Source organism: Rhizobium sp. FG113, from assembly GCF_057809895.1.
On record NZ_JBMDKV010000001.1, the window covers coordinates 1,143,190 to 1,160,013 of the forward strand.

Annotated in this window: 12 protein-coding genes; 6 read left to right on the forward strand and 6 right to left on the reverse strand. The window is 62.1% G+C overall.

The genetic code is table 11. From position 1 onward, the window contains the following. Positions 1–78: 78 nt before the first annotated feature. The 4 genes from ACODTZ_RS05060 to ACODTZ_RS05075 are packed head-to-tail and all read right to left on the reverse strand — an operon-like array spanning position 79 to position 9,129. Positions 79–2,316: an MGH1-like glycoside hydrolase domain-containing protein gene (locus tag ACODTZ_RS05060; RefSeq protein ID WP_489024199.1), complete on the reverse strand. Its 2,238-nt coding sequence runs from the start codon at positions 2,314–2,316 to the stop codon at positions 79–81. Positions 2,317–2,334: 18 nt separating this feature from the next. Further along, entirely contained in the window at positions 2,335–5,019 is a 2,685-nt protein-coding gene (locus ACODTZ_RS05065) for a carbohydrate-binding protein (protein WP_489024201.1), read from the reverse strand. Positions 5,020–5,032: 13 nt separating this feature from the next. Beyond that, positions 5,033–8,575, reverse strand: a complete 3,543-nt coding sequence (locus ACODTZ_RS05070) for a molybdopterin cofactor-binding domain-containing protein (RefSeq protein ID WP_489024203.1) — start codon at positions 8,573–8,575, stop codon at positions 5,033–5,035. Further along, positions 8,572–9,129, reverse strand: coding sequence for a (2Fe-2S)-binding protein (locus tag ACODTZ_RS05075; protein ID WP_489024205.1), 558 nt, complete (start codon positions 9,127–9,129; stop codon positions 8,572–8,574). Before ACODTZ_RS05075 ends, ACODTZ_RS05070 begins: the two co-directional genes overlap by 4 nt. Positions 9,130–9,489: 360 nt before the next feature. Here ACODTZ_RS05075 and ACODTZ_RS05080 point away from each other — a divergent pair, with 360 nt between their 5' ends. From ACODTZ_RS05080 to ACODTZ_RS05105, 6 genes are all read left to right on the forward strand, one after another. After that, entirely contained in the window at positions 9,490–10,626 is a 1,137-nt protein-coding gene (locus tag ACODTZ_RS05080) for an FAD-dependent monooxygenase (protein WP_111562482.1), read from the forward strand. Further along, a complete protein-coding gene (locus ACODTZ_RS05085; protein WP_112982346.1) occupies positions 10,623–11,423 on the forward strand; it encodes an alpha/beta fold hydrolase in 801 nt (266 codons plus the stop codon). Before ACODTZ_RS05080 ends, ACODTZ_RS05085 begins: the two co-directional genes overlap by 4 nt. A 68-nt stretch (positions 11,424–11,491) precedes the next feature. Beyond that, on the forward strand, positions 11,492–12,244 hold the full coding sequence (locus tag ACODTZ_RS05090; RefSeq protein WP_047514142.1) for an aspartate racemase/maleate isomerase family protein: 753 nt from the start codon (positions 11,492–11,494) through the stop codon (positions 12,242–12,244). 11 nt (positions 12,245–12,255) lie between these two features. Further along, positions 12,256–12,909 carry an N-carbamoylsarcosine amidohydrolase gene (locus ACODTZ_RS05095; RefSeq protein WP_489024208.1) on the forward strand — a complete coding sequence of 218 codons (654 nt, stop codon included), beginning with the start codon at positions 12,256–12,258 and terminating at the stop codon, positions 12,907–12,909. Positions 12,910–12,953: 44 nt separating this feature from the next. After that, the gene (locus ACODTZ_RS05100; protein ID WP_209235259.1) at positions 12,954–13,985 is read left to right on the forward strand and encodes a 2,5-dihydroxypyridine 5,6-dioxygenase NicX family protein; all 1,032 of its coding nucleotides are present in this window, start codon (positions 12,954–12,956) and stop codon (positions 13,983–13,985) included. 120 nt (positions 13,986–14,105) lie between these two features. Further along, the gene (locus ACODTZ_RS05105; protein WP_047514135.1) at positions 14,106–14,591 is read left to right on the forward strand and encodes a MarR family transcriptional regulator; all 486 of its coding nucleotides are present in this window, start codon (positions 14,106–14,108) and stop codon (positions 14,589–14,591) included. 219 nt (positions 14,592–14,810) lie between these two features. Here ACODTZ_RS05105 and fabI read toward each other — a convergent pair whose 3' ends face one another. Together fabI and ACODTZ_RS05115 are read right to left on the reverse strand one after the other, a co-directional pair. Further along, positions 14,811–15,593 carry an enoyl-ACP reductase FabI gene (gene fabI / locus ACODTZ_RS05110; protein WP_489024211.1) on the reverse strand — a complete coding sequence of 261 codons (783 nt, stop codon included), beginning with the start codon at positions 15,591–15,593 and terminating at the stop codon, positions 14,811–14,813. 27 nt (positions 15,594–15,620) lie between these two features. Continuing rightward, the gene (locus tag ACODTZ_RS05115; protein ID WP_489024213.1) at positions 15,621–16,820 is read right to left on the reverse strand and encodes an acetate/propionate family kinase; all 1,200 of its coding nucleotides are present in this window, start codon (positions 16,818–16,820) and stop codon (positions 15,621–15,623) included. Between the last annotated feature and the right edge of the window lie 4 nt (positions 16,821–16,824).

The following is a 16,824-nucleotide window of genomic DNA, read 5'->3' on the forward strand; positions in this document are numbered from 1 at the left end:
TAGCAATCAGTCTTCTATTTTTTTATTTGCACACAAACTATTAATGACGATTTGACAAGTGTCAAGCGCTACCTTGCGTCAGCCTGCGTTCGTGGCGGAAAAATAGACGTCGAGCCGGCGATCATCGTCACTTTCCGCAATCGAGAGGCGCAGCCCGTCAGCAGTTGCACGATAGCCGATATCATGCCCGTCGAGACGCACTGCAAGGACATTGCCTGGCTCCAGACCCGGCAGATCGATGTAGCCGGCTGCAGCAACAGCCGCGACGGTGCAGGACAGCCGCCCATCGCTCATCACGATGCGCGAGAGCGTCGTTTGCAAGTCTGTCCGCAACATTGCGCGACCATTGAGCGTCATGGACAACTGGCCAGCCTCGCCCCGCAATTCCAGCGTTCCCGCCGGAGAGACCATTGGCCCTACGGCCAGATCGCGGCCGGTGTTGCGGACGGTAAAGCCTGTCCATGGATCGAAATCGACGATTTCGCCCGCTGCCATCAATGGAAGCATTGCCGCCCAGATGTAGAAGGGATCGGTATCGCCCTGATCCATCGCCTCGCCCGTTACGGCATTATAGTTTTCGGCGGCGATGCGATCCGTGCGCCAGGATTTCATGAAGAGGTCATAGCTCTGGCTGGCGAGCTTGCTCGCTTCCGCCATAAAGCCGTAGCGCCGCAGGCCAAGCCAGACCATGTAGTTGACATTCGGCCAGATACGGCCACGCCAGTAAACGTTGTCGGAGAAGGCCGGATCGTCGCGCGTCGCATTCGGCAGCACGAAATCGCCACCGAACGTATTCTCGTCGCTCAGATGCTCGAGCAGACGCGCGGCCTGCTCCCGTGTCGCAGCGCCGCACAGCAGCGGGTAGAAGCTGGTCGGCGACAGCGAGCGGACGAAGCCGCCGTGGCGTTGGCGATTAGCGAAGATGCCGCGCGCCTCGTCCCAAAGCGTCTCGGAGATCAGCTTCCGCTGGCGTTCAGCCAGCGCCGCGAATTCGCGCGCGTCATCATGCTTGCCAAGCACCGTGGCCATTTTCGACAGCATTTCCGCGTCCAGCGCTGCCGCGCAATTCAAGCCCAGATCGAATGTCGACAGCGTACGGGTGACGGGATCGTAGATGGCCTCGTCGTGGGTCGCGGAATTGTCCATCCCGGTTTCGTTGCGGGCCGCAAACGCGGTCCCCTTGTAGAGGCCCTCGCCCACATCGGACGTGCCGCACGACAGCAGACCGAAGCCATCGGGATCGCGATTGTCCTGCCACCAGCGCCGATTGCGAGCGAGCGCATCATAATTCGCCTGGATCATCGAGCGCTCACCGGTGCGCTGATAAAGCTGCCAGGCGACAAGCGCGCCGAACGGCAACTGGGTTCGATCGACCCAGGCGTCGTTGGAGGTGACGATGCAGGCGATATTGCCCTGCGGGGTGGCGCTGGCCATTGCGGTCGCCATGTTCTCACGCGCGAGATCGGCATCGAACACGCCGGCGAGCAGAGCCGCGAAAATCTGGTCGTTGAACCAGACCGCGAATTTGCCGAGGTTCCAGATGCGCGTTACCGCAGTGTAGGAACGCGCATTGGTTTCGTCCCAGATGGTGTTCCAGGCAACCACATCGCGCATCGCGTCGAGCGCACCCTCGAACACGCCTGTCTGGGCGTCGGAAAGCTCAGCCGGTGCTCCGGCCGCAAGGCAGGCCTGCGCCTTGGCGATCGCCAGTTCGGCACTATCGGCAACGCCAGCCCCGTATGCGCCCTGGCGCATCATTTCGAGGTTGAAACGTAGGGCTATGACGGGCGCCTCGTTCTTTCGTGTCGCGGTATAGAAGTAGCCATTCGCTTCGAAGTCCGCCCGCAACGCGTCGATGCTGTCGTGGCCGGTCACATGGACCGGCGCCTCGGCGGTCGCGACCGCAACGAAACGCGTACCGACCTTCAGGAGCGTGATGTTACGGCCCGCGTCATGGATGGCGACTTCACCGCCATCGGCGGAGATCGCCAAGGTCAGCCAGAACCGCAGCCCCCATTCGGCGGAGACCTTGCCGTTCCAGCTGCCCCGGATGGCGAAAGGATCAGTCTTCGTCGTCGAAAAGGCGACCGTCGTCCCGCTGAGATCGGTCTCCAGCTCGATCAGCGAGCCGTCGATGGCGTGACGGCCAAGGCGGACCGTGTCTCGCCGCGGCTCGATCGCGGAGGTCGTCTTGCTGCGGGTCGAATAGAGAACCGGGGTGATCCGCACGCCAAGCGGCAAGAAGACCATTTCCGCAGGCCGGGTGGACCAGCTGTTCCAGGCGCGCATCAGGGGGATTGTCGAATGTTGTAGCATGGCTCTGTTAGCTTCCGGTCAGTGTATCAACGGGATGAGTTTCGGCGCAGCGGACAGTCCGCTCTTGTCGACGGTATCGCCGACATATGGCGTGTCGGCGTAATAGCGGTTCGCCGCCGTGTTCGCGACACGCAATTCCAGCGAATGGACGCCGGGTTGCAGTCGCCCCAGCGAAAAACGATAGGGTCGCCAGCCAAGTCGATCGACTTGCCGGCCGCCCAACCGAGCGGCGACCACGGTCGCGACGTCAGGCAATTCAAGAAACCACTCGGCCTCGTCGCCGATCTCCAACGCTAGCCGGTAGATGCCGGTGCCCGAGAACTCGGCAAAGCCCTGCGTCTCCCATCCGCTCTCCACCGAGATCGGCGCGAAACCGGCACTGCCTTCCGGCGCGAAAGTCCAGCCCTCGACGAGAGAGACCGAGCGCGCACGATCGAGCGGCGGCTGCGTCGTGAGATGGCCTTCGCCGACCACACGGTCCGTCGTCTGGCGCAAACGCAGGCAACGCACCTCCTGTGGCTCAAGCGTTACCGTCAGCCGGTTGAACGCTGCCGTTTGCTCCGTCGTGCCGGTCGCTGCCGACCAGATCTCGCAGTCGAAACTATCACCGAAGGTGATCTCGCTCACCACCGACGTTTCGCCATCATTGAACAGAACAATCCGCCACCAGCCATCGGCGTCCTGCCCCACCCATTGCCAGGGCAATTCCCCGGAACGACCAGCGATCACGGGACCGAACGACGGCAGCGCCTCCAGAAGCGCTTCGATATCACCGCCGTCAGGCATGCGGTCGATATGCTTCGACACTATCGCATCCGAATGAACGGCAGCGTCGCGCACGGTCGAGAGGCGATCGCCCGAGGACACGACCATTCCGCCGGCAGCGCTGAACGCGTTAAGCGCCTGCACCGTTTCCGCGGCTTGCAGCACCGAGGCCGATGGCAAAATCACGGCATCGAAAGCAAGCCCCGACACCAGCATGCGGCCGCCATCGAGCCTGGCCTTGACCAGATCGGCCTCGCTGACGAACATGAAGTCGCAGCGCCTGGCGAGCAGCCCTTCGCACCACGCGCCGATATGGGTGGCGTGACTGTGGCGCGGACCTTCGGCGTAGGCCGTCTGAAGCGGATAGAGGATCGCCACCGGCGCGCGCGGCGTTGCCGGCTCGATAAAGGCGGAAATGCGCGCGGTCTCGTGCGCGAACAGGTCGTGATAGCTCCACCAGGGCTCGAAATTGATGCCCGGCCCGAAATCGAACCGCGGATTGGCGAACGGCGTCGGGTCGTGGTCGCGTCCATCAGTCTGGTAGACGCCATGCCACAAGAACTGGCGGGTGCCGAGGCAATAGAGCCGGATCGCCTGCGCCCGCATCGTCTCCAGCGTCAATTCCCACTGCCCGGCGGCGCGCACCGGGGTCCGCTCGGCGCTGGCATAGGTTTCGACGACACAACGGCTGCGGCCATTGGAACGCGCAACGGAATCCCCGATCTTGGGCGCAAGCTGGGCGACGAAATTGTTGGAATCGACTGCTGTCTGGTGCCGGTAGGCATCGATACCAAAGAAGTCGACGGCAAGCGCCACCCGGGGGTCGATGCTGGTGAAGCCACCGTTCAACGACCAGGCGCTGATGTGCGGCAGGATTTCATGGCCGGTGAGTTCAATGCCCTTGCTCTCGGACCATCTCCGCAAGGTGCCGGAGAAGGCCTCGTTCATCAATCCGGAATAGGCGGCATAAAATCCGGCGCGCAGCTGCAACGTCGTGGAGCCTACGTCGCGCAAAAGGGCGAGCAGGCTCTTGGCAAACGATTCTCCCGTGCCGCTCGCCACGGCATCGATCAGGCTCGGCGCAAACAACAGGCTGTTGCCAAGGCTGCCGGAAATCTGATCCCACTTGTAGAAGCCAGCAGCGGGCTGGTCGTAGAAGACAAAGCTGACGGGATCGGGCACGAGATCGCCAAGTACGTCGATCATCGGATCAAGCCCAACCGCGATGAACTGCTCCGTGGCCTCCGGGAGCAGATAGTTGATCAACCGCGATGTGGTCGAGCGGGCGCTGATGAACACGGTCAGCATCTGGCCGTCCTCAATCTGTCCGTCAAACGCATATGCGCAGGCAGAATGGTCGCTATCGACGATCAAGGTGCGTTCGGTCACATCGATCACCTCATCGAGGCTCCCGATCACCGCCGACGAATGAAGCAATGCCGCTTCGACCGTCCATTCGCACCATTCGAAGACGCTACCTTCATATTGCCACTCGACGATATCAGCGCCCATCGTCCGCGTGAATGGCGGATGGATGCCGCTGATCTCGCCCTGCGCCTTTTCAGAGGACGACCAGAACAGATGGCGCTCGCGCAACTCATCGCGACCGGCAACGGTGCGGCCGCCGGCGTGTCCGCTGATCCAGTTGTAATCGTCGTAAATCCCGAGCTTCAGCCCAAGCCTCGCGGCTATTCCGGCAGCTGTCCGATAGGCTTCCAGATAGGCGGGCGACAAATAGTCGTCGCGCGACATTGCAAGCCGCGCCTGGATCAGGATCGTGCCGATCCCCTTCAGCTTGAAATCGCTGAGTTGGGCGTGGCAGACCTCTTCCGTTGGAATCGAATGCCAGAACCAATAGGCGGATGGGCGAAACGCGGCCGTCGGGTTCTCGAACAGGCCGCGATGATCGGTATCCGTTCCGGTTCGGATCTGGTCCAAGTCGTCTCCTCCTCTAGTGGCTTGCTGCCGTCACACGCTTGATAGCGTCCGCCGTATTGCTCCAGCCTGGTTTATCAGGCGCGAAGCGTGCGCGAAGATAATCAGCCAGATCCTTGATCTGGCGCTCGTTCAGTTGCTGGCGGAAAGCCGGCATCGACATCACCTCCGGTGCCTCGCGGCCAGTGGTCTGCGCCAGGATCGCCGGCGCCTCGACGCCGTTCAGGATTGCCTGAATGAGATTGTCAGGTGTCGCTGCATGCAGGTTACTGTTCAGCGCCAGAGACGACAGGATGGTGTTGCCGGTGTGGCACGTGGCGCATGCGCCGTTGAACAGCCGCTCGCCGCTGGGCGAAATCCTGGCGGCCGACGCCTTGGCGGCGTCGCTGGCGACAATGGCTGCCTCCCTCTGCGCCGTGGTCTCGACCGGCGTCTCATTGAGGCTTGCGAGATAAGTGGCCATCGCGCGGATATCGCTGTCCGGCAGCGGCTGCATCACCTCCACGACATGCGCCATCGGGCCGGCGGCACTGCCGTGGTCGCGCGAATGCCCGGTGCGCAGGTAGTCGTAGAAGGCATCCTCGGTCCAGCTGACCGGCCCCTTGGCGAATGCATTCAGGGCCGGCGCCTCCCAACCGTCGGCAAAGCCACCGGAAAGCCGGGCGCTGCCGCTCTTTTCCGCGCCAAGCGCATTGCGCTCGGTGTGGCAGGCGGAACAGTGGCCGAGTGTCTCCACCAGGTAGGCGCCCCTGTTCCACTGGGCGTCGCGGGATTGGACATAGTTGAAGGGCTCACCCTTCAGGAACAGAGCGTTCCAGCCCGCCATCATCGCGCGGAAGCTGTAGGGAAAGTTGAGCTTCGTCTCCTGCGCCTTCTCGGCAACGGGTGCCTGCGTCATCATGTAGGCGTAGAGCGCCTGGAGATCGGCATCCTCGGCGCCCGCAAACGACGTATAGGGGTGGGCGGGATAGAGATGGTGCCCGTCGCGGCTCACGCCTTCGCGCATGGCACGCTCGAAGGCGGGATAGGACCACGCGCCGATACCAGCTTCCAGATCCGGCGTGATGTTGGTGGCGTAGACCGCGCCGAACGGCGTGTCGAAGCGGCGTCCGCCGGCGAAAGGCGTTCCGTCGTCGCCGACGTGACAGACATTGCAGGCGCCGGCCGCCGCGGCGAGACGCCCGCGTTCGATCGTGGCGGCACTGTAGACATTGAGATCGGGACGCGGGATCGTGCCGATCGCTGGGCGCCAAGGCGAGGCCATAGTGACGAGACCCGACAAGGCGGCGACCGCGCCAGCGGCCGAGAGACCGATATTCCACCACTTGCGCTTCTTCGCCTTTGGCGTAGCAACCGGCTCGTCGGCCTTGCCGCTCAGCGCGGCAAGCACCAGTTCTGGCGTCAAGGGCAGTTCGCGGAAGCGAATGCCGGTGGCGTCATAGACCGCATTGGCGATGGCCGAGGCACTGGGAACGGAAGCCGACTCGCCGACGCCAAGCGGCGGCTCGTCCTGACGCGGCACCATCAGCACGTCGATCGCGGGCACCTCGGGGAAGGTGATCAGCGGATAGCCGCCCCACTCTTTCGATTCGACGGCGGTCGAGGAGAATTCGACCTTCTCTTTCAGCACTCGGCTGGTGGACTGGATGATGTTGCCGTGGATCTGGTGGCGCACGCCGTCGGGATTGATCATCATCCCGGAATCTTGCGCGCAAGTCACCTTAGTGACCGCGATCTCGCCCGTCTTCTTGTTGACCGCGACATCGGCAACCCAAGCCGCCCAAGCGGCGGCCTTGCCCGGAAACGGGCCGTGCACATAAACGGCATAGGCAAACCCGCGGCCGTAAAGCAGGTCACCCTCGCCGCCGAGGGTTCCCCACGTCGTGTGCGGCACCCATTTTGCCCGCTCGGCGAGCGCATGGACGAGATCGACGGCACGCGGATCATGAAGATAGCGCAGCCGGTATTCGATCGGATCTACACCTGCGGCGGCCGCCAATTCATCCACGTAGCATTCGTGGGCGAAGGTGTTCGGCATGGCCGACACACCACGAAACCACGAGGCTCTTGCGATCGGCGGCATGTCATGCACGGTCACACGCAGGTTGCCATAGGCATAGGGCGGTATCGCGGTGCGATCGCCCATCTGCACGACATCGGAAACCGGCGGCACCTTGCCGGTGAGGATCAGCGAAAGCGTCGGCGCCAGGTTTGACGGGTAGCGCGTTTCGAAATCATAGGCGGATGGACCGCCTTCCAGATCGAGCCCACCACGCACATCCATGATCTGGCCGGCACCCTTGGGCTCCCAGGCATGCTCCTGGTCACGCGTCAGCTGTACGCGCACCGGTGCATTGACCGCGCGCGATAGCAAGGCCGCGTCGGCCGTGACGTCGTCGGCGCAGTTGCGACCATAGCAGCCCGCCGCTTCCAGGCGCTCCACCTGAATGAGATCTTCCGGCATATCGAGAAGCAACGCCAGATCGCGCCGCATGGGAAACGGGTTTTGCGTCCCAGACCAAACAGTCAGCCCGGCATCGTTGTAATCAGCGACAGCGCAGGACGGGCCGATGGAGCCGTGCATCTGGTAGGGCCAGACATAGGTTCGGTTCATCGGCTGCGCGCTGCCGGCGAGCGCCATATCGACATTGCCGCGATCGGCGAGCTTTCGCGGTGTCGATGGGTTGGCGCGAAGCGCTTGTTCCGGAGCATTGAGATCGGGCCACGCAGGCGGCGTGCGCCAGACAACCTTCAAGCTCTTCGCCGCCTCAATGGCGATTTCCTCGCGGGTCGCAACGACACCGACGAAATCTCCGATCGCGACCACACCCACCAGTCCCTGGATGTGCGCCACCGACGCCTCGTCGATCGAGATCAGGCTGTTGCCGACATGATCACCATGGTCGAAGCCCGCATAGGGCGGGCGCACGACGCGCCCATGCAACATGCCGGGCACGCGCACGTCATGCACATAGGTCCAGCGTCCGGTCGCTTTTTCAGGAATATCCACGCGTGGCCGTGAGGAGCCGACGAGACGGTAATCCGCTGCGGGCTTCAGGACAGCCTCATTGTCGATCGAGAGCCTGACGTGGTCGCCGGCGACGATGTCTCCGAAGCTAAGCTGCCAGTTCTCGCCACCATCGGCGCGAATGATGCCGTTTTCCAAGATCAGCCGCTCATGCGCTACGCCCATGCGTTCAGCCGCCCTTGCAAGCAGATGATGGCGGGCGGTGGCGGCGGCCTGGCGCAAAGGCACGGCCGTGATCTGGATCGTCTCGCTTGCGATCGTCGCACCCTGGTTCGGCGCAGCCGAGGTGGCGCCGAGCACCATCTCGACCTGTTCGAAGGGCGTGCTCAATTCCTCGGCTACGATCTGGGCCAGCGAGGTGCGTATCCCGGTGCCGAGGTCGACATGCCCGTTGAAGGCAATCACGCGGCTATCGGCATCGATCGCGATATAGAGTTCGGCGGCGTCGCCCAGCGACACGTCATTGACGACAAGCAGCGCATCGGCTGCGGACATGTAGCGGGTCTTAGGTATCTCGCGATGGTCGATCATGGCGAAACCTCAGTCTTATTGCCCGATGTGGCGGCGCGATCGGCTTCGCGATTATCCGACATGTCAATGCGCGCGCGTTCAGCCCTGACATAGGCGACGGCACGCCGGGCCGCAGCAAGTATTTCCATGTGAGTTCCACAACGGCAGAGATGATGGCGCAACGCCTCGCGAATGTCGTCCTCATTGGGGTCGGCATTGCGGTTGAGCAGGGAAACCGTGGCGATGATCATGCCGTTCAGGCAATATCCGCACTGCGCCGCGGCTTCCTCGATGAAGGCCGCCTGAACCGGATGCAGATGCTCAGGGGTGCCGAGGCCCTCAAGCGTCGTCACCGAACGCGTACCGACCGCGCCGAGCGGCACGGTGCAGGATCTGACCGCACGGCCATCCATGAGCACGGCACACGCGCCGCACTCGCCCAGCCCGCAGCCATATTTCGGACCGTTGAGGGAAAGATCGTTTCTAAGAATATAAAGGAGTGGTGTTTCCCGGCTTGCTTCAACGCTCTTGATGGCGTCGTTCACATTCAAACTGAAGCAAACTGGCAGTGTCAAAGCAGGCCCTCCGCAGAGAACTCGACACAGACCCAGCCTTCGCTCGCTGACCGAACCGTTATACGGCGGACCTCATGCAGACGCCCACAAACCATAACGATGCGATCGTTACCGATTCTTCGCATCTATTGCCCCTTTTATATTTTTTATAAGTGTATACGCTCCATAATGACAAATGACAAGCCGAATTCAATTGGTCGAAATTCGCTATAATATTCAATTGTCAGGCAGATTTCTGAGCGTTTTTGATGAAAATCAAAGCTTCGCCATTGCAATTTAGAGCGTATGCGCTAGACTTTTTTCGCAGACTTCATAATGATGGGAACAACGCTGCCGATAAGGCAGTCAAGAAAGGTCGCCATGTCCAACGGAAAAGAAAAGATCGCGATTATCGGCGCCGGCCTCGGCGGCGCGGTCGCTGGCGCGCTGCTTCAGCACGCGGGTTTCGATGTCAACATCTACGAGCAGGCGCCCAGCTTCTCGCGTTTGGGCGCAGGCATCCACATGGGGCCGAACGTCCTGAAAATCTTCGAGCGTATCGGCGTTGACCAGAAGGTCATCGGCATCAGCAGCACGCCGAGCCACTGGTTCAGTCGCGACGGCATCACCGGCGAGTACACCGCGCGCGTTTCGCTGGAAGGCTACGGCCACACCTACTGCACGGTCCACCGTGGCGACCTGCAGACCATTCAGCGCGAAGCGCTGCAGCCCGGCACTCTGCATTTCGGCAAGAAGCTCTCGCGCGTTGACGACAACGGCACGGATGTTCTGCTGGAATTCGAGGACGGAACCTCCGTGCGCGCCGATATCGTCATCGGCGCCGATGGCATCAATTCGCGTGTTCGCGAAACGCTTTTGGGCGAAGAGAAGCCGAATTACAGCGGCTGGGTCGGTCACCGCGCGCTCATTTCGTCCGACAAGCTGAAGAAATACGATCTGACGTTCGAGGATTGCGTCAAGTGGTGGGGGCCGGACCGTCACATGATGGTCTACTACACAACCTCCCGCCGGGACGAATATTATTATGTCACCGGCGTGCCTCACCCGGCGTGGGAGTTCGATTCGGCCTTCGTCGAAAGCAGCCGAGACGAGATGGCAGCCGCGTTCGATGGTTATCATCCGGTCATTCAGGCGCTGATAGAAAGCACCGACGAAGTGACCAAGTGGCCGCTGTTCAACCGCAATCCGCTGCCGCTCTGGAGCAAGGGCCGCCTTGTCATGCTCGGCGATGCCTGCCACCCAATGAAGCCGCACATGGCCCAGGGCGCCGCGATGGCGATTGAAGACGCCGCTATGCTGACCCGTTGCCTGCAGGAAACCGGCGTCAACGGCTTCAAGACCGCGTTCGGACTCTACGAGGCCAATCGCCGCGACCGCGCCACCCGTGTCCAGACCGTGTCGAACGCCAACACCTTCCTGCTGGCGCAAGAAGATCCGGCATGGGTCTACGGTTACGACATCTACGCCGAGCCGCTGAAGAGCGAGACCGCGGCATGAGCGGCGCGGCGCTGTACGGTGCGAATGTCTTTGCGAACGGCATCCGCCAGCACTACCTGCGCTATGGCGGCAAGGGCCGGCCCGTCGTCCTGATCCCCGGCATTACCAGCCCGGCGATCACCTGGGGCTTCGTCGCCGAAAGGCTCGCGGAGCGCTACGACGTCTATGTTCTCGATGTGCGTGGCCGCGGCCTGTCCTCGACCGGTCCGGATTTGGACTACGGCTTGAATTCGATGGCCGCCGACGTCGTCGGTTTCGTCGAAGCCCTCGGACTGGAACAGCCGGCATTGCTTGGCCACTCCATGGGTGCCCGCATCGCCATTCGCGCGTCGATCGCCGCACCCGCGGCCTTCTCGCGGCTTGCGCTGATCGATCCGCCGGTTTCCGGCCCGGGTCGGCGCCCGTATCCGAGCAAGCTGCCCTGGTATGTGGATTCCATTCGCCAGTCGCTGCAGGGAATGACCGCCGAGGACATGAAGGCATTCTGCCCGACATGGACCGAGGAGCAACGCACCCTGCGCGCTGAATGGCTGCACACCTGCTACGAGCCGGCGATCGTTACGGCATTTGAAGATTTCCACAAGGATGACATCTTCCCGGACCTGCCGAAGCTCACTCATCCGGCGATGCTGATGGTGGCCGGGCGCGGCGGCGTGATCCAGGCCGAGGACGAGGCAGAGGTACGCTCGCTCCAGCCCGCCATCGAGATCACCCGTGTACCCGATGGTGGCCACATGATCCCGTGGGACGATTTCGACGGCTTCTTTGCAGCGCTTGGGGATTTTCTCTCCCGCTGATCTAGCGACACGGCGGGCCAGCGCCCGCCGTTCCTGTTTTCCAGTTTCATGCTTCAAAGGATACGTCCGTGCAGAAGATTTACCGTATCGGCCAGATCGTTCCGAGCTCCAACACGACGATGGAGACCGAGATCCCCGCCATGCTGACCGCCCGCCAGTCGATCCGGCCGGAGCGCTTCACCTTCCATTCGAGCCGTATGCGCATGAAGAAGGTCGTCAAGGAAGAGCTCGCGGCCATGGACGCCGAATCCGACCGTTGCGCCATCGAGCTTTCCGACGCTCGCGTGGATGTGCTGGGCTATGCCTGCCTCGTTGCGATCATGGCGATGGGCCTCGGCTACCACCGCGAATCGGAAAAGCGCCTTACCGGCCGCACGATCGAGGAGGGCACCAATATTCCTGTCGTCACCAGCGCCGGCGCTCTCATCGAGGGCCTGAAGGTGATGAAGGCAAAGAAGATCGCTGTCGTCGCGCCCTATATGAAGCCGTTGACCGAGCTCGTCGTGAACTACATCCGCGAGGAAGGCTTCGAGGTGAAAGACTGGCGCGCGCTGGAGATTCCCGACAATCTCGACGTTGCCCGGCACGATCCCGAAAACCTGCCGGCGATCGTGCAGACGCTCGACCTGAGCGATGTCGATGTCATCGTCCTGTCGGCCTGCGTTCAGATGCCTTCGCTTCCGGTTATCGCCAAGGTCGAGGCGATGACAGGCAAGCCGGTGGTCACCGCCGCCGTGGCAACCACCTACTGCATGCTGAAGTCGCTCGGTCTCGAAGCGGTTTCGCCGGGTGCCGGCGCGCTTCTGTCCGGCGCCTATTGAGGAGAGCCGCAATGCAAAGCGCCGAAGCGAATTATCAGGGTGTCTGGGGCAACCGTATCGGCTTCGGCCAGCGGCCCGCGCTCGTCGTCGTCGACTTCCTCAAGGCCTATACGATCGAAGGCGCACCGCTTTACGCGCCCGGCGTCGTCGAGGCAGTGGCAGAGACGCCCGAACTGATCGAAGCCGCCCGCAAGGCCGGCATTCCGGTCATCCATACGCGCATTCTCTATCTCGCGGAAAACTGCGCGGATGGCGGCATGTGGGTGAAGAAGTCGCCCGTCATGAAGGCGATGGTGGAAGGCAATGTGCTCGCCGAGTTCTGCGACGAGGTCGAGCCCGCCAAGAACGAACTTGTCATCGTCAAGCAGTATGCGAGCGCCTTCTTCGGAACCAGCCTTGCTTCGCACCTGCATGCGCAGGGTATCGACACCGTCATCATGGCGGGATGCTCGACCAGCGGCTGCATCCGCGCCAGCGCGGTGGACGCGGTTCAATATGGTTTCCGGGCGATCGTCGTGCGCGATTGCGTGGGCGACCGGCACCCCGATCCGCACAATGCGAACCTGTTCGACATCGACAACAAGTACGGCGATGTCGTCTCGAAGGAAGAGGCGATCGCAGAAATCGCCAAGGTCCAGTCTGGGGCCAAGTCCGACTGTCCGTAACTGTACGAGGCACATAAGTCCTCAAGCAAAATAAGGGAACGAGCATGGATCAATTCAGTTTCACGGAAATCTGCCTGCATCAGCTGAAGATGTCGGGCGTTCACGAGGGCGAAAAACTCATCGTCCTCACCCAGGGCAACGAGCGTCTCGACTACGCCGACGCCTTCATGGCGGCGGGCATGCGTCTTGGCGCGAAGATGTACCACATGCGCTTGCCGCCGGTTCCGCCGGCAGGTGCATGGGCCGTCGGCCAGACCGGACTGGCATCCATGCCGGAAGCGGTGGAAGCGCTGAAGGCGGCCGACATGCTCATCGATTGCATCTTCCTGCTCTTCAGCCCGGAGCAGATGGCGATCCAAGCGGCCGGCACGCGTATCCTGACCGCGGTGGAGCCGCCGGAAGTTCTCGCCCGCATGCTGCCGACGAAGGAACTGCGCGAACGCGTCGAATTCGCCGGCGAGCTTCTGGCCAAGGCGAAGGTGATGCGCATCACCTCCGAGCACGGCACCGACGTCACCTACAAGCTCAACACCTATCCGGCCATCACGGAATATGCCTGCACCGACGAGCCGGGCCGCTGGGACCATTGGCCGTCCGGTTTCGTCTTCACGGGTGGTGACGACGACGGCGTCGATGGCACGATCGTCGTTGCTCCTGGCGACATCCTGCTGCCGCAGAACATCTACGTGCGCGACCCGATCATCTACACGATCGAAAACGGCTGGATCACCGACATTCGCGGCGGCCTCGACGCCGAGCTGGTCAAATCCTACATGGCCGGCTTCAACGATCCGCGCGGCATGGGCATGAGCCATGTCGGCTGGGGTCTCAACCAGAATGCCAAGTGGCATCGCATGGTGCCTGGCGAATTCCCCGGCGGCATGGGCATGGAAGCCCGTTCGTTCTACGGCAACGTCATGTTCTCCACCGGCCCGAACAACGAGCTCGGCGGCCCGAACGACACCGCTTGCCACCTGGACATCCCGATGCGCAATTGCTCGCTGTTCCTCGACGACGAACCAATGGTTCTGAACGGCGACATCGCCGTCAAGGAAATGAAGTATAACTTCGGGTGATACGAGCCACCATGGCGCTTCGCGCGACGCCGCGCGGAGCGCCATGCCTTGACCGTCACAATCTGCTGTGGTGTTTCATGCAGCACCGCAGGACACCATAAATGATGGATCACGCTGAGAATGACCGCCAAAGACACCGACCAGCAGCCACCGGAAGCGCCAGCATCGCAGGGTGGCTACCACGTTACGGAGCAGGTCGGACATCTTCTGCGCAAGGCCTATCAGCGGCATCTGTCGATCTTCCAGACCAACGCAAGCGACCCGGACCTGACCTCGGTGCAGTTCGTGACCTTGTGCGCGCTGCATGACCTGGGTCCGAGTTCCCAGGTCGAACTCGTCAAGGCGACCTCCGTGGATCAGGCCACGATCCGTGGCATTGTCGATCGACTCAAGGTTCGCGGGCTGGTCAACCTGTCCAAGGACGAAGCTGATGGCCGCAAGGTCGTGATCTCCCTGCTGCCCAAGGGAGAGGCCTTGCTGCAGGAGATGTATCCCCGCGCCTATCATATCAGCGAAGAAACCGTGGCGCGGTTGAACCCTGCGGAGCGGGTTGCCCTGCTCTATCTGTTGCGCAAGATTGCCGATGACGAAAGCGATGAACAGTAGGTTCGGCTTCGGATACTGACGGGCAGCGGCTTGACCCTAGCGCGCGGCTCTCCCATCGAGCCGAAGCGGGTGATCAGATGCTCAAGCACTGCATGCTCTCTTGGCGTCAGCACCAGCGGCTCGCCCTTGATCGAGAACTGGCGTGTTGAAATGGCAAAGACCAGATCGCCGACCAACACCTCTGGCGCCGCCCGATCCTGCCCGCGCCGGACAAAGGCTCTAGTCGATGATGTGGTATCCGCCATCGATATAGATCGTATCGCCGGTAATGAGCCGCGCGGCATCATGCGCCAGGAATGCCGTTGCCATGCCGACATCGTCGATCGAGACAAGGCTGCGCGTCGGCGCCATTTCCTGTGCCTTGTTGAGAAGCTCGTCGAACTCGGGGATGCCGGAAGCTGCACGCGTTGCCAGAGGACCGGGCGAAATCGCATGCACGCGAATGCCCTTCGGCCCCAGCTCGGCTGCGATATAGCGGACGGCGCTTTCCAGTGCGGCCTTGGCAACGCCCATGATGTTGTAGTTCTTCACCACCATCTGGCTGCCGTAGTAGGTCATGGTGAACAGCGTGCCGCCGTGCTTCATGAGCGGTTCGGCAAGATGCGCCATCCGGATGAACGACCAGCAGGAAATATCCATCGTCTCCAAAAATCCGTCGTGAGGCACATCGACGACCCGCCCCTGCAAGGTGTCCTTCGGTGAGAAGGCGATGGAATGCACCACGAAATCGAGCTCGCCCCATTGCTCTGCGATGCGCTCGAATACCGCTTCCAGCTGGCCGGGCACCGAGACGTCGAGCGGCATGACAATCGGTGCCTCCAACGCCTGCGCAAGTGGCTCGACGTATGGCTTGGCCTTATCGTTGAGATAGGTCACCGCCAGTTCGGCGCCCAGAGCGCGGAATGCCCGCGCGCAACCCCAGGCGATCGACTGATCATTGGCGATGCCAACCACCAGTCCGCGCTTTCCTTCGAGAAGCTTAGCCTTCACCATCGGGATCATCAGCAGCCCTTTCTTCCATCCACATAGCTAGAGTGTGTCGGCAGGCACGGTCCCACCAGCGTCGATAAGCGCGAGGGTATGCCGAGCGATCATCAGCTCCTCGTCGGTCGGGATGACGAAGACTTTGACCTTGCTGTCATCGCTCGCCACCAGCAGCTCGCCGGCATTGTTGCGCTCCGTGTCGAGCGATACACCGAGCCAGCCGAGTTTCTTGGCGATCCGTTCGCGCATCGCCGGCGAATTTTCACCGATCCCGGCGGTGAACACGAATGCATCCAGCCCGCTTAGCGTGGCCGCAAGCGCGCCGGCATTGAGCCCAATGCGATGAACGAAATGGTCGAGCGCCAGCACAGCACCGGCCTCCTGGCTGTCGAGCAGATCGCGCACATCGTTGCTGATACCGGACAGCCCTTTCAGCCCCGACTCCTTGTAGAGAATATCCTGCAGCTGCTTGACCGACATTCCATGCTGCTCAAGCAGGTAGAGCAGCACACCGGGATCGATTTGCCCGCACCGTGTACCCATCGGCAGGCCGTCGAGCGCCGTGAACCCCAGCGTGCTCTCCACGCTTCGTCCCTCGCGAAGCGCGCACATCGACGCGCCGCTGCCGAGATGGGCAACGATGACACGCCCGCCAGCAACATCCGGCGCGATGTCCGTCAGCCGTCCCGCCACATATTCGTAGGACAGCCCGTGAAAGCCGTAGCGCCTAATCCCCTCCTCGAAATAGCGCGTCGGTATGGCATAATGATCGGTCATCGGATCATGCCCGCGATGGAAGGCGGTATCGAAGCAGGCGACCTGCGCCAGGTCGGGCTGCCGCTCCAGCAGAACCCGGATGGGCGCGAGATTGTTTGGCTGGTGCAGCGGCGCAAGCGGGGTGTACCACTCCAGCTCCCGCAGCAAGCTTTCATCGACCTTCGCCGGCCCAGCATGGTTCGGCCCGCCATGGACGACACGGTGGCCGACCGCGATCAGGCGCCCCTCAAGCCGTTCCCGTAGCCATTGTCCGACCAGGCGCATTGCCGAAGGCAGATCCGGGATGTCCTCGCTCGGATAGTCTTCATTCGCCAGTCGGTCACCCACGGCGTTCTTTATCGAGAGATGCGGCGCGGTGCCGATCCCGTCCATCTTCCCCTTGACCAGCCGCGTGAGCGAGCCGGCAGCAGAGAAGACTTCGAATTTCAGGCTGGATGAGCCTGCATTCACCACCAGTATCGTGTCCATGGCC

Coding starts and splice junctions, on each gene's coding strand:
- ACODTZ_RS05070 (WP_489024203.1), bottom strand. CDS start 8,575: ATGATCGACCATCGCGAGATACCTAAGACCCGCTACATGTCCGCAGCC.
- ACODTZ_RS05060 (WP_489024199.1), bottom strand. CDS start 2,316: ATGCTACAACATTCGACAATCCCCCTGATGCGCGCCTGGAACAGCTGG.
- ACODTZ_RS05095 (WP_489024208.1), top strand. CDS start 12,256: ATGCAAAGCGCCGAAGCGAATTATCAGGGTGTCTGGGGCAACCGTATC.
- ACODTZ_RS05080 (WP_111562482.1), top strand. CDS start 9,490: ATGTCCAACGGAAAAGAAAAGATCGCGATTATCGGCGCCGGCCTCGGC.
- fabI (WP_489024211.1), bottom strand. CDS start 15,593: ATGATCCCGATGGTGAAGGCTAAGCTTCTCGAAGGAAAGCGCGGACTG.
- ACODTZ_RS05115 (WP_489024213.1), bottom strand. CDS start 16,820: ATGGACACGATACTGGTGGTGAATGCAGGCTCATCCAGCCTGAAATTC.
- ACODTZ_RS05100 (WP_209235259.1), top strand. CDS start 12,954: ATGGATCAATTCAGTTTCACGGAAATCTGCCTGCATCAGCTGAAGATG.
- ACODTZ_RS05105 (WP_047514135.1), top strand. CDS start 14,106: ATGACCGCCAAAGACACCGACCAGCAGCCACCGGAAGCGCCAGCATCG.
- ACODTZ_RS05085 (WP_112982346.1), top strand. CDS start 10,623: ATGAGCGGCGCGGCGCTGTACGGTGCGAATGTCTTTGCGAACGGCATC.